The sequence below is a fragment of the Marilutibacter maris genome, assembly GCF_006546735.2.
In the GTDB taxonomy this organism is placed as follows: Bacteria; Pseudomonadota; Gammaproteobacteria; order Xanthomonadales; family Xanthomonadaceae; genus Marilutibacter; species Marilutibacter maris.
In genome coordinates, this window is sequence record NZ_VICD02000221.1 from 1 (window position 1) to 11,870 (window position 11,870).

Annotated in this window: 12 protein-coding genes and 1 pseudogene; 9 read left to right on the plus strand and 4 right to left on the minus strand. The window is 65.3% G+C overall.

Translation table 11 applies throughout. The features are described from left to right. From FKV24_RS12995 to FKV24_RS13020, 6 genes are all read left to right on the plus strand, one after another. Positions 1 to 620 (plus strand): lytic transglycosylase domain-containing protein (locus FKV24_RS12995; protein WP_141482671.1); only part of this gene is annotated, 620 nt, incomplete at its 5' end. A 188-nt stretch (positions 621 to 808) separates the two neighbouring features. Beyond that, a complete protein-coding gene (gene petA / locus FKV24_RS13000; RefSeq protein WP_111265807.1) occupies positions 809 to 1,456 on the plus strand; it encodes a ubiquinol-cytochrome c reductase iron-sulfur subunit in 648 nt (215 codons plus the stop codon). Between the two features lie 3 nt (positions 1,457 to 1,459). After that, entirely contained in the window at positions 1,460 to 2,719 is a 1,260-nt protein-coding gene (locus FKV24_RS13005; protein ID WP_111265808.1) for a cytochrome b, read from the plus strand. A 76-nt stretch (positions 2,720 to 2,795) separates the two neighbouring features. Next, the gene (locus FKV24_RS13010) at positions 2,796 to 3,533 is read left to right on the plus strand and encodes a cytochrome c1 (RefSeq protein ID WP_141482676.1); all 738 of its coding nucleotides are present in this window, start codon (positions 2,796 to 2,798) and stop codon (positions 3,531 to 3,533) included. A gap of 193 nt (positions 3,534 to 3,726) precedes the next feature. Next, the gene (locus FKV24_RS13015; protein WP_111267974.1) at positions 3,727 to 4,362 is read left to right on the plus strand and encodes a glutathione S-transferase N-terminal domain-containing protein; all 636 of its coding nucleotides are present in this window, start codon (positions 3,727 to 3,729) and stop codon (positions 4,360 to 4,362) included. A gap of 163 nt (positions 4,363 to 4,525) precedes the next feature. Continuing rightward, positions 4,526 to 5,062: a ClpXP protease specificity-enhancing factor gene (locus tag FKV24_RS13020; RefSeq protein WP_170288305.1), complete on the plus strand. Its 537-nt coding sequence runs from the start codon at positions 4,526 to 4,528 to the stop codon at positions 5,060 to 5,062. Positions 5,063 to 5,260: 198 nt separating this feature from the next. Here the strand turns inward: FKV24_RS13020 and FKV24_RS13025 are convergent, their stop codons facing one another. From FKV24_RS13025 to FKV24_RS13035, 3 genes are all read right to left on the minus strand, one after another. Continuing rightward, entirely contained in the window at positions 5,261 to 5,581 is a 321-nt protein-coding gene (locus tag FKV24_RS13025) for a DUF3301 domain-containing protein (protein WP_141482672.1), read from the minus strand. 82 nt (positions 5,582 to 5,663) lie between these two features. Next, the gene (gene nadC, locus FKV24_RS13030; RefSeq protein ID WP_141482673.1) at positions 5,664 to 6,539 is read right to left on the minus strand and encodes a carboxylating nicotinate-nucleotide diphosphorylase; all 876 of its coding nucleotides are present in this window, start codon (positions 6,537 to 6,539) and stop codon (positions 5,664 to 5,666) included. Then, positions 6,536 to 6,805, minus strand: coding sequence for a Trm112 family protein (locus tag FKV24_RS13035; RefSeq protein WP_141482674.1), 270 nt, complete (start codon positions 6,803 to 6,805; stop codon positions 6,536 to 6,538). Before FKV24_RS13035 ends, nadC begins: the two co-directional genes overlap by 4 nt. Positions 6,806 to 6,987: 182 nt before the next feature. Between FKV24_RS13035 and purE the strand changes: the two genes are divergently transcribed. Further along, complete coding sequence (purE, locus tag FKV24_RS13040; protein ID WP_111265812.1) at positions 6,988 to 7,497, plus strand: 5-(carboxyamino)imidazole ribonucleotide mutase; 510 nt, start codon at positions 6,988 to 6,990, stop codon at positions 7,495 to 7,497. A 35-nt stretch (positions 7,498 to 7,532) separates the two neighbouring features. After that, positions 7,533 to 8,678 carry a 5-(carboxyamino)imidazole ribonucleotide synthase gene (locus FKV24_RS13045; protein ID WP_141482677.1) on the plus strand — a complete coding sequence of 382 codons (1,146 nt, stop codon included), beginning with the start codon at positions 7,533 to 7,535 and terminating at the stop codon, positions 8,676 to 8,678. A 155-nt stretch (positions 8,679 to 8,833) separates the two neighbouring features. Here the strand turns inward: FKV24_RS13045 and FKV24_RS13050 are convergent, their stop codons facing one another. Beyond that, positions 8,834 to 11,077, minus strand: a complete 2,244-nt coding sequence (locus FKV24_RS13050; RefSeq protein WP_141482675.1) for a M4 family metallopeptidase — start codon at positions 11,075 to 11,077, stop codon at positions 8,834 to 8,836. Positions 11,078 to 11,512: 435 nt separating this feature from the next. On the opposite strand from FKV24_RS13050, the pseudogene FKV24_RS13055 reads away from it, so the two are divergent. After that, positions 11,513 to 11,647 (plus strand): annotated as a pseudogene (locus FKV24_RS13055) (5-(carboxyamino)imidazole ribonucleotide synthase); the annotation flags it as partial. Positions 11,648 to 11,870: the final 223 nt, after the last annotated feature.

Consider the following 11,870-nt stretch of genomic DNA (forward strand, 5'->3'; position numbering starts at 1 on the left):
CGCCGATCCAGAGCGTGCGCCGCGGTTCGCCCGGGTCGCGGGTGGTGTCCGGTCAGGTCTACTCGTACATCAAGGACGGGGTCCGCCACTACACCAGCAGCCGGCCGCGCAACCTGGCCAGCGCCAGCCCGGTGCGCACGATCAACTACAGCTTCATCGAGACCTGCTTCGCCTGTTCCGCGCGCAGCGGGGTGAACTTCGGCAACGTCCGGCTGAACACCTCGGCCTATAGCGACGAGATCGCCGCCGCCGCGCTGCGCTACGGGGTCGAGGAGGCGATCGTGCGGGCGGTGATCCATGCCGAGTCCGCCTACAACCCCAGCGCGATCTCGCGCGCCGGCGCCCAGGGCCTGATGCAGCTGATGCCGGCGACCGCGCGCCGTTTCGGGGTCAGTGACGCCTTCGACGCGACCCAGAACATCAGCGGCGGGGTGCAGTACCTGGCCTGGCTGCTGCGGCGCTTCAACGGCGACCTGACCCTGGCCGCGGCCGGCTACAACGCCGGCGAGGGCGCGGTCGACAAGTACAACGGGGTGCCGCCGTACCGGGAGACCCAGCGCTACGTGCAGCGGGTCGGGGTCCTGGCCGAGCGCTACCGGCAGGCCGTGGTCCAGCGCTGAGGCCCGCCGGGGCGGGCTCCGGGGCGGCCGCAAGGCCCCGCCGGGGCGCGATCGGGCTCACGGATCGCGTCCATGGATTGTCTGGCCGTTAAGGCTTCCGTTACACTTTCCCGTCTTTATGAGCCGCGAGCCGTCGCCAGTGGCGGGCACGCGGTGGACTTCGAATTCTTGTGTTTGCGGAGTGCCGGATGGCCAACCAAGGGGTCAACGATCCTATCCACGAGCCCGTCAATACCGGTCGACGCCGGTTCCTGACGGCGACCACCGCCGTGGTCGGCGCCGTCGGCGCGGGTATTGCGGCAGTGCCGTTCATCAAGTCCTGGAACCCGAGCGCCCGAGCCAAGCTCGCCGGCGCACCGGTCACCGCGGACATCAGCGCGCTGCAGGAAGGCCAGCGCCTGGTGCTGGAGTGGCGCGGTCAGCCGATCTGGATCGTCAAGCGTTCCAAGGCGATCCTCGACGCGCTGCCGACCCTGGACAGCCACCTGCGCGATCCGATGTCGGAGAACCCGGAGCAGCAGCCGGCCTACGTGCTGGAGGGCAATCCCGAGCTGCGCTCGATCAAGCCCGACGTCTCGGTCCTGGTCGGCCTGTGCACCCATCTGGGCTGCTCGCCGGAGATGAAGGCCGAGATCCGCCCCGAACCGTTCGATCCGGAGTGGAAGGGCGGCTACTTCTGCCCCTGCCACAAGTCGCGCTTCGACATGGCCGGGCGCGTGTTCCAGGGCGTTCCGGCGCCGACCAACCTGGTCGTGCCGCCGCATCACTACGCCGACGACAACACCATCGTCATCGGTGTCGATCCCTCGCAGTCCAACACCTCGGGGGCCGCGTAAGTCATGTCCAACATCATCGCCCGTACCGCCAACAACGTGATGGATTGGGTCAACGCGCGCGCGCCCGGCATGATGCCGGCGTACCGCAAGCACATGACCGAGTACTACGCACCGAAGAACTTCAACCTCTGGTACTACTTCGGTTCGCTGGCCATCGTGGTGCTGGTCAACCAGATCGTCACCGGCATCTTCCTGACGATGCACTTCAAGCCGTCGGCCGCGGAAGCGTTCTCGTCGGTCGAGTACATCATGCGCGACGTCGAGTGGGGCTGGCTGATCCGCTACATGCACTCCACCGGCGCGTCGCTGTTCTTCGTCGTGGTCTATCTGCACATGTTCCGCGGCCTGATGTACGGCAGCTACCAGAAGCCGCGCGAGCTGGTCTGGATCCTCGGCATGCTGATCTACCTGGTGCTGATGGCCGAGGCCTTCATGGGCTACGTGCTGCCGTGGGGCCAGATGTCGTTCTGGGGCGCCAAGGTGATCATCTCGCTGTTCGGCGCAATCCCGGTGATCGGCAACGGCCTGGTCGAGTGGATCATGGGCGACTACCTGCCCGGCGACGCCACCCTCAACCGCTTCTTCGCCCTGCACGTGATCGCGCTGCCGCTGGTGCTGCTGCTGCTGGTCGTGCTGCACCTGGGCGCGCTGCACGAGGTCGGCTCCAACAATCCCGACGGCGTCGAGATCAAGAAGGGTCCCAAGGGCAACCGTTGGGACGCGAACAAGCCCAAGGACGGCATTCCGTTCCACCCGTACTACACGGTCAAGGACCTGTTCGGTGTCGGCTTCTTCCTGATCATCGCCGCCTTCATCATCTTCTTCGCGCCGGCGTTCGGTGGCTGGTTCCTGGAGCACGACAACTTCGTCGAGGCCAACCGCCTGGTCACTCCGGCGCACATCAAGCCGGTGTGGTACTACACACCGTACTACGCGATGCTGCGGGTGGTGCCGGACAAGCTGGCCGGCGTGATCGTGATGTTCTCGGCGATCGCGATCCTGTTCCTGGTGCCGTGGCTGGACCGCGCCAAGGTCAAGTCCTACCGCTACCGCGGCGTGTTCTCCTGGGTGATGCTGCTGGCGTTCGCGGCGTCGTTCCTGTGGCTGGGCAAGATCGGCGCCGGCCCGGGTACCGACCCGGTCGAGACCATCGTCGGTCGCGTGCTGACCTTCTTCTACTTCGCCTTCTTCATCACCATGCCGGTGTGGACCAAGCTCGACAGGACCAAGCCGGTGCCGGAACGGGTGACGATGCATGACTGACATGATGCAGGTTCCCGCTCAAGAGCCCGCGCGTCCTGGCGCGAACGTCTCAATGAAAGGCCAGTCTTTCCAGATGATGCGTACCTTCAAGAAGCTCGCCATCCTTGCCGCCGGACTGCTGGTCTCGGCCGGCGCCCTCGCCGCCGGTGGCGGCGACCTGCAGCACGCCGGCACCGATCTGGGCGACCGCGCGTCGCTGCAGCGTGGCGCCCAGCTGTACATGAACTACTGCTCGGGCTGCCACTCGCTCAAGTACCTGCGTTACTCGCGCATGGCCGAGGACCTGGGCCTGACCGAAGAAGAGGTGATGAACAACCTCAACTTCACCGGCGCCAAGTTCGGCGAGCAGATCCAGGTCGCGATGACGGCCGAGCAGGCCGGCGCCTGGTTCGGCCAGGTGCCGCCGGACCTGAGCCTGACCGCGCGCTCGCGCGGCAGCGACTGGATCTATACCTATCTGAAGTCGTTCTATCTGGACGAGTCGCGTCCGCTGGGCTGGAACAACAAGCTGTTCCCGAACGCCTCGATGCCGAACCCGCTGTGGGAACTGCAGGGCCTGCAGCATGCCGAGTTCGGCGAGCCCGACGCGACCGGCGAGCGGCCGGTCACCGGCCTGAAGGTCACCCATGCCGGCAAGCTCGACGCCGAGGGCTTCAGTCAGGCCGCGCGCGACATCACTGCTTTCCTCGAGTACGCCGGCGAACCGGCCGCGCTCAAGCGCCAGAGCATCGGCGTCTGGGCGATCCTGTTCCTGGCGATGTTCACCTTCCTGGCCTGGTTGCTGAAGAAGGAATTCTGGCGCGACGTGAAGTAAGGCTCGCGCGGCATCCCGGGGTTCCCGGCCGACGGCCGGGGCCCCCGCGCATTGGTGCCGCGGCCGCTGCGGCACTTTACGGACGCACGCTGAACAGGCAGGCTCGGGGTCTTGGCGACCGTTCACAAGGGGTGGACGGCGTCTTCATGACCGGGGCGAGATCATCACCGCCGGTCCCCTGGAGAGGTCGATGATGGCGGCGAGCCCACGTATGCGTAATGCCCTGACACTGTTTTCCTCGACCGATTGCGTGCTGTGCCATCGGGTCAGGCTGGTGCTGTCGGCGAAGGGCGTGACCTACGATCTGATCCCGGTCGATCCGCAGAATCCGCCCGAGGACCTGGTCGATCTCAATCCCTACCACTCGGTGCCGACCCTGGTCGAGCGCGAACTGGTGCTGTACGCCGCCAGCGTGGTCAGCGAGTACCTCGACGAGCGCTATCCGCATCCACCGCTGATGCCGGTCGATCCGTTGTCGCGGGCGCGCCTGCGCCTGGCGATGCTGCGGCTCGAGCACGACTGGGTGCCGCAGGTGCAGGCGATCCAGCTCGGCAACAAGGCCCAGGCCGATGCCGGGCGCAAGCGGCTGAAGGAACTGCTGACCGCGTCGGTGCCGCTGTTCAAGGCCAGCAAGTTCTTCCTCAATCCGGAAATGAGCCTGGCCGACTGCGCGATGGCGCCGATCGTATGGCGGCTGCCGTCGCTGGGGGTGCCGCTGCCCAAGGACGGCAAGGCGATCGAGGACTACGGCAACCGGATCTTCCGCAGCCCCGGTTTCGCCCGCAGCCTGAGCGACGACGAGCGCAAGCTGAACGACCTGCCCATTTGAAACCCGCGGTTGCCGCCGGGACGCTCGCGCGACCATGAACGGTGGCCGCGGCGGCTTTGCCGTCCGCGCAACGGGTGTACCCTGTGGGCAACCGAGCCGCCGGCCGTGCCGCGCCCGCTTTCTCCATCCATCGGCGGCGCCGCCCGCCACAGCAGTTGACGATATGCCCGCAAGCGACGCCCCCGCCATGACCAGCCACCGCCCGTACCTGCTGCGTGCGCTGTACGAATGGATCGCCGACAACGACATGACTCCGCACCTGCTGGTCGACGCGACCCGGGCCGGCGTGCAGGTGCCCGCGCACGCGGTCAAGGAGGGGCGGATCATCCTCAACGTCGCCGCGCGCGCGGTGTCGCGCCTGGAGATGGGCAACGAGCTGATCAGCTTCAGCGCACGCTTCGGCGGGGTCAGCCACTCGGTGCTGGTGCCGATCGAAGCGGTGCTGGCGATCTATTCGCGCGAGACCGGGCAGGGCATGGCGCTGCCGGAGGACGCCGCGGTCGGCGCCGAAGCCGCCGATGGCGAGGCGTCCGAGCCGCTGCAGGAGGGCGAGGCGGATGCGTCGGACGAGGGCGGGCAGGAGGCTCCGGCCGCGGCCCCGTCGCTCAGTGCGGTGCCGAGCGCGTCCTCCACCGAGGGCGATGACGACACCCCGCCCAGCGGACCGCGCCGCACCGGGCATCTGCGCATCGTCAAATAGTCCGGTCGCGATCTCCGGGCTGGGGCCGGGAACCCCAAGACTTGCTGCGCAAACCCTGGGCCCTGCCGTTGCGTCTCCACATCCCCATTCGTGCCTGCGATGCGAAGGGGGCTGAGGCCGTGCTGTATCGCATCCCGTAGGAGCGGCGTAAGCCGCGATGGGGCGCTCCGATGAAGGTCCGCTCGCGACGTTCCGCTGCTACGAGAGCTCCCGCGACGGCAGTACCGGTCCGCTGAAGGTCACCAGCCGATCGCCGCGCAGGGTCAGTCGACCGCTGTGGCGGTCGTCGCCGTTGAGCGAATAATCGAAGCGGAAGGTCCGCTCCAGCCCCAGCCAGCCATTGTCGTGGCGGCACAGGCGCAGGTCGGTCACGTGCACGGTCTGGTCCAGCCACTGCACGCCGGCGGCCTGGCAGGCCTGGCGGCCGAGCCGCTCGGCCTGTTCGGCGGCGGCGCGGGACGCGTTCCACCAGGCATAGCCTAGGGCGCCTAGGAGCATCAGCACGATCGCGGTGGGCATGGGCGCTTGTGGACTGAGGGCATCGGGCCCGGTCAACCCCAGATGCTGGCGGCGGCGACCGGGATCAAGAGGGCGGTGGGGTTCAGCCCGGCGGTGGGCCGAGCTTGAGCGACAGGTCGATCGCGCGGACGTGCTTGGTCAGCCCACCGATCGAGATGAAATCGACCCCGTCCTCGGCGATCGCGCGCAGCCCGGCCAGGTCGACGCCGCCGGACACCTCCAGCGGGATGCGGCCGTCGAACGGCGTCGCGCGTGCGATCGCGACCGCCTCGCGGCGCATCTGCGGGGTGAAGTCGTCGATCAGCACACGGTCGCAGCCCTCGGTCAGGGCCTCGCGCAGTTGCTCGATGGACTCGACCTCGACGATCAACGGCAGCGTCGGCTGCATCGCGCGCGCGGCGCGGATCGCCGCGGTCAGCGAGCCGGCGGCGCGGACATGGTTTTCCTTCAGCATCACCGTGTCGTACAGGCCCATCCGGTGATTGACGCCGCCGCCGGTACGGACCGCGTACTTCTGCGCATGGCGCAGCCCGGGAAGGGTCTTGCGGGTGTCGAGAATGCCGGTGCCGGTGCCGCGCACCGCGTCGACATGGGCGGCGGTGATGGTGGCGGTGCCCGACAGGGTCTGCATGAAGTTCAGCGACGCGCGCTCGGCGCTGACCAGGGCGCGATTGCGGCCCTGCAGGATCGCCAGCACCGTGCCGGCGGCGACGCGGTCTCCCTCGCTCACCCGCCAGTCGATCCGGACCTCGGGGTCGAGCGCGCGGTGGCAGCCCTCGAACCAGGGCCGGCCGCAGACCACCGCGTCCTCCTTGCACAGCAGATAGGCGCAGTCGGGGGCGTCGGGCAGCAGCGCGGCGGTGACGTCGCCGTCGCCCAGGTCCTCGGCCAGCGCGGCGGCCACGTCGGCCGCGACCCGGGTGGGGTCGGGGGCGGTCGGCCCCACCGGCGCGTTCATGGCGTCTCCATGCCTTCGACCTGGGCGGTCGCAATCGCGTCCTCGGCCAGCAGCACCGGGATGCCGTCGTCGACGCGGTAGACGGTCTTGCGGTCGCGGGTGATCAGGGCCTCGGCCAGCGCCGAGCCCTGGGGGCTGCCGTCGCCGCGGACGATGCCGCCGGCAGCGATCGCGGCGTTCAGTTTCGCCAGACCGGAGGCGTCGAGCAGCGACAGTGGCTGGCGGGTGGTGGGGCAGACGAGCAGGTCGAGCAGCTTGCGGTCCATGGGCATCCGGAAATTTCGGGGGCGGGCATGTGCCCCGGGCGGTGCGTGGACTCGGCAACGCGGCCCGGGAGCGGCGGATTGACGCCGTCGGCGCCGGGGCGGACGACGGATTCCTACCGGGTGAGGGGCAGGAAGCCCTAGAATACCCGGCTTCCAATAATGTTCCGACGTTGGGCCAAGCCATGACAGACAGCAAGGCCGATCCCGCCCCGCTGGTGGGCATCGTGATGGGGTCGCGATCCGACTGGGAGACCATGCAGCATGCCGCCGCGCGGCTGGAGCTGCTGGGCGTGCCGCACGAGGTGCGTGTGGTTTCCGCGCATCGCACACCGGACGTGCTGTTCGAGTACGCCGCCAGCGCCAGTGGCCGTGGGCTGCGCGCGATCATCGCCGGTGCCGGCGGCGCCGCGCACCTGCCCGGCATGCTGGCGGCGAAGACGCCGGTGCCGGTGCTGGGCGTGCCGGTGCAGAGCAAGGCGCTCAACGGCATGGACTCGCTGCTGTCGATCGTGCAGATGCCGGCCGGGATTCCGGTGGCGACCTTCGCGATCGGCAATGCCGGCGCCGCCAATGCCGCCCTGTTCGCGGCGGCGATGCTGGCGGTCGAGCGGCCGGAGATCGGGGCGGCGCTGGATGCGTTCCGCCAGAAACAGACCGAGGATGTCGCCGGCAACGACGATCCGCGCCGATGAGCGCCAATGATCCCGGGGCGGCCGCCGATCGGCCGATGACCACGGTCGGGATTCTCGGCGGCGGCCAGCTGGCGCGGATGATGGCGCTGGCCGGCGCGCCGCTGGGACTGCGCTTCCTGGTCATGGACACCGCCGCCGACGCCTGCGCGGGCCAGTTCGCGCCGATGGTCGTCGGCGACTACCGCGACGAGTCGGCGCTGGCCGAGTTCGCATCGCGGGTCGACGTGGCCACCTTCGATTTCGAGAACGTGCCGGCCGAGTCGGCCGAATGGCTGGCCGCGCGCGTGCCGGTGTTCCCGAACCCGCGCGCGCTGGCGGTGGCGCAGGACCGGCTTGCCGAGAAGACCCTGTTCCGCGAGCTCGGCATTCCGGTGCCGGCGTTCGCCACGGTCGACAGCCGCGACGGACTGGATGCGGCGATCGCCGAGGTCGGTACCCCCTGCATCCTCAAGACCCGCCGGCTCGGCTACGACGGCAAGGGTCAGTTCCGGATCAAGTCGCCGGCCGACCTGGACGCGGCCTGGCAGGCGCTGGGCGCGCAGGCGGCGACGGTCGGCCTGATCGTCGAGGGCTTCGTTTCCTTCCAGCGCGAGCTGTCGGTGGTCGCGGTGCGCAGCCGCGAGGGCGAGTTCCGGACCTGGCCGCTGACCGAGAACTGGCACGTCGACGGCGTGCTCTCGGCCAGCCTGGCGCCGGCCAGCGCCGATCCGGAGCTGCGCGCGACCGCGATCGAGTACGCGCGCAAACTGGCCGAGGCGCTGGACTACGTCGGCGTGTTCGCCCTGGAGCTTTTTTGCCGCGACGGCGAGCTGCTGGCCAACGAGCTGGCGCCGCGGGTGCACAACTCCGGCCACTGGACCATCGAGGGCAGCCAGACCAGCCAGTTCCAGAACCACCTGCGCGCGGTGCTGGGCCTGCCGCTGGGCGACACCGGCATGCTCGGCCACGCCTGCATGCTGAACTGGATCGGAGCGATGCCGGACCCGCTGCCGGTACTCGAGGAGCCCGGCGGCCATTGGCACGACTACGGCAAGTCGCCGCGCGACGGACGCAAGGTCGGCCACGCGACGCTGCGCGCGGATACGCCGGCCGCGCTTGCCGATGCCCTGCAGCGCGTCGGCGCCGCGCTCGGGCGCGAGGCGCAGGCGGCGCCGGTGATCGCGCGGCTGCCCTCTAGGTAAGCCTAGGTAAACCGGGTCAAATCGTCTCATATTCTGCCCGGCTTGCTTAGGAGTTGCCGAGGTGGACAACAACATTGACAAACGCTTACAACTAGGTCAGCGCGGAATGGGTGTAGGGTTTCCGCGCCGACCCTCAGGCAGGTAGTACGCAAGAATCATTCGCCCCAAGGAAGATGCCCTGTGGGTAAAGCGTACTGTTGGTCCGTGTAGTTACCTCGAATTCGGACCGATAGATTTTGAAATTCGCTATACACTCTCGGTTCGATAACGATGCCGGTAAGAGCATGCTCTGCAGGGTAATCTGCCTGGTCCCAAAGTGCTGACGAACCTGTTGATGGACTTCCGTACCAAGAGCCGTTGAACGAAAACCATACCTTGCCGTTGTCAAAGTCAACCGCCATGCCGATGGTGTCTCCGGGGCCAATAATCCAACTTTCAACGCCAACTCCGGATGGATAATCTTCGCCGGGCAAGCGATACCATGGATAGGAATTTGCATTTGGCGAGCTGTTTGCGTCTGCATACCAGCACAGCGCCCAATTTCCTGTCCCGCCGGCATTGCCTTCAAATTCCACGCCTATGTCGGACAAAAATAGGCATGTGTGTCCGCTATATGGAAATTCGATGGAATTTCCTTGTGAAACTATTTCAAATTCGACGTAGCGCTTTCCTGTTCTGTGAGAAATGTTTCCGCGTGCTACGAATCCGACCATTCCGTTAGTTGGTTCGGCGCCGTTTGTAATGGTGTGGCCTTGCTGTGAGAAGGTTGGGGTGGGACCTCCATGTAGTCCTTCGGCGGAGCCTTGGTCCCATTTGAATTCGCACGCAACGCCAACCGATGTGAACGCAGATGTTACCTGTGAAACGTCATAGGACAATGTCGTCGCCGCCTGCTCAACGCCGCAGGCGGCGTCATTGAAGTCGGTGTTGCCAAACCAGTGCATCTCATTTGCAAGTGCAAAAGCGCGAAATGCCATCTCTGTGTCCCAACCTGGGGTTGTTGCGATCAAGTAGAAGGCCTTGTTGAAAACTCCCGCCCCATGGTGTGCAATCGTTGATGTGGTCCAGTTGGATGCGTGATCGATTGAAACGGCATCCAGTGTTGGGCTGGAAAGCGTCCTGACAATGCCTCCGTTTTTTATTATGTTAGGGGCGAAGTCGAAGTCGTTTGTTCCTGTTTCAACGTATTCGACATATTCTGCCGCGATGTCCGAAAACGCTTCATGGATCGCGCCTGACTGAGCTCCCGTCTCCTGGTACAAAAGTCCTGATGCCGCATTCGTGTATCCATGGGCAAGTTCGTGTGCAACGATATCTCGCGTGGTCCATGGGAAATGCAATGCGTCGCCGTCGCTAAAGTGCGCGCCATTGCCTCGCCAGTAAGCGTTGTTGGGAATGCCTCCTCCGCTTATCACATGGTGGCCCCTTAAATAGGGGGTTCCAATTGAGGTTCCGGTCATGACGCTGCTCATTGCGTTCATGACTTTGACGCCATGGAACTGAAGGTCATTCAGGGGGGAAAAGCCGCCGTTAGTGTCATTTGTTGGCGTATTGTCTGGGCATGGGAACGTATATGGTGCGGTCGAGCTCTCGTCGCTTGTTCCAGTATTGTTGACTGTAATGACGCTTGCCATCATCGCGCATTGGCTGTTGGCTGGTGGGTCTGTGTACGTGACTTCGAATGGTGGGACTGAACCTGACCCGTAGATGATCTTTCCCGTACTAAAATTGCCTCCGGAGCCACTCGCTGTCCCAGCAGTTAAGGAATTCCATGACGCGATGATTTGCCCTGAAATTGCGTCGATTACATAGGTGGGTTCGGCGGGGCCGGACTCTGTATCGGATGCGACAAATAACTTCACCACGTATGCGAGCAATGCAGTGTCATTTCTCGTTTTGTAGATGAAGAGCTCTGCTGACTCTTCACGTACATCTGAGGGAGCAAGAAACTTGGCTTGCCAAGTCTGCGTCGCGATCGAGATGGCTCGAGCACCGGGGATGCGAGGGCGAACATCCGGGACGTCTGCTCGAAGTCCGAGCATCATTCGGCCCCAGACAGACTGCAGGTTTCCCTTCGTGTCTTCGTGCACGATGATTTGCTCACCGTAGACCGGGATACCGTCGTAAAGCTGTTCGTAGCGATACGTGGTTCCTTGCGCTGTTTTTATGTTTCTCAGCAGTCTGAGGTCCGAGCCCTGCTCGAGACGGACGAGCGACGCATGAAGTGCGCGCTTTTCCGAGGGCGATCGTGCTTGCTGGGATGCGGCCTGATATGTGCCCCGTGCATGTGAGAAGTCAATCTTGCGAAGCTCAATCGGATCTGCGGCTTCGGCGTGCTGCCAGCAAATGGCGAATGTCACCGCAATAGCGATCTGAGTAGCTTTTCTTAGAAGGGGCATGATTCATCATCCTGTGAGTTCCTTGGCCACTCATGCGGCCGAATCAGTTTCCGGTAAGGAGCTGTGAGTATGCTCAGCCGGGCATTAGGTGTTGCATGTCTGGTTTTGTCTTGATGTTGGTCATGTGGTGGGTGTTTTATGTTGAATCGAGTTGGGCGTTTTGACGCTCAAATCATCAAGTATGTTGTCTGTAGTCGCCGTCTCCTTTGATTGGGGCGTTGGGTTCTATGAGGGTCGCGTATTTAGGTTGTGCGGGTCGTAGGTGTGCTGGTCAATAATGCGCTGCGCAATATTTATTATGCGGCGCAGGTGTGGCATCGTTGGCTGTTAGTCGCTGCAAGTTGGTACTCAAAAGGCATGCACGCGTGCTGTGCCGCTCTAAGTATGGTGCGAGATGGGCGATAAGGATGTGAATCCGCGCTACTTCTATCCCCGCGCGACGGACGCAAGGTCGGACACGCGACGCTGCGCGCGGATACGCCGGCCGCGCTTGCCGATGCTCTGCAGCGCGTCGGCGCCGCGCTCGGGCGCGAGGCGCAGGCGGCGCCGGTGATCGCGCGGCTGGGATGAGGCAGGCTCAAGCCTAGGTGCATTCAACTGTAGGAGCGGCGTAAGCCGCGATGAGGCTTGCGCGGGAAAACTCGGTCGCAGCTTACGCAGCTCCTACAAGGGGGCGATGTCCGGCCGCGCCCGGGTACCTCCCAAAGTTTGCTGCGCAAACCTTGGGCCCCGCCGTTGCGCTTCCACACCCCCATTCGTGCCTGCGGCACGAATCGCCCCCTGACTCAGGGGG

Coding starts and splice junctions, on each gene's coding strand:
- petA (WP_111265807.1), top strand. CDS start 809: ATGGCCAACCAAGGGGTCAACGATCCTATCCACGAGCCCGTCAATACC.
- FKV24_RS13005 (WP_111265808.1), top strand. CDS start 1,460: ATGTCCAACATCATCGCCCGTACCGCCAACAACGTGATGGATTGGGTC.
- FKV24_RS13010 (WP_141482676.1), top strand. CDS start 2,796: ATGCGTACCTTCAAGAAGCTCGCCATCCTTGCCGCCGGACTGCTGGTC.
- FKV24_RS13015 (WP_111267974.1), top strand. CDS start 3,727: ATGGCGGCGAGCCCACGTATGCGTAATGCCCTGACACTGTTTTCCTCG.
- FKV24_RS13020 (WP_170288305.1), top strand. CDS start 4,526: ATGCCCGCAAGCGACGCCCCCGCCATGACCAGCCACCGCCCGTACCTG.
- FKV24_RS13025 (WP_141482672.1), bottom strand. CDS start 5,581: ATGCCCACCGCGATCGTGCTGATGCTCCTAGGCGCCCTAGGCTATGCC.
- nadC (WP_141482673.1), bottom strand. CDS start 6,539: ATGAACGCGCCGGTGGGGCCGACCGCCCCCGACCCCACCCGGGTCGCG.
- FKV24_RS13035 (WP_141482674.1), bottom strand. CDS start 6,805: ATGGACCGCAAGCTGCTCGACCTGCTCGTCTGCCCCACCACCCGCCAG.
- purE (WP_111265812.1), top strand. CDS start 6,988: ATGACAGACAGCAAGGCCGATCCCGCCCCGCTGGTGGGCATCGTGATG.
- FKV24_RS13045 (WP_141482677.1), top strand. CDS start 7,533: ATGACCACGGTCGGGATTCTCGGCGGCGGCCAGCTGGCGCGGATGATG.
- FKV24_RS13050 (WP_141482675.1), bottom strand. CDS start 11,077: ATGCCCCTTCTAAGAAAAGCTACTCAGATCGCTATTGCGGTGACATTC.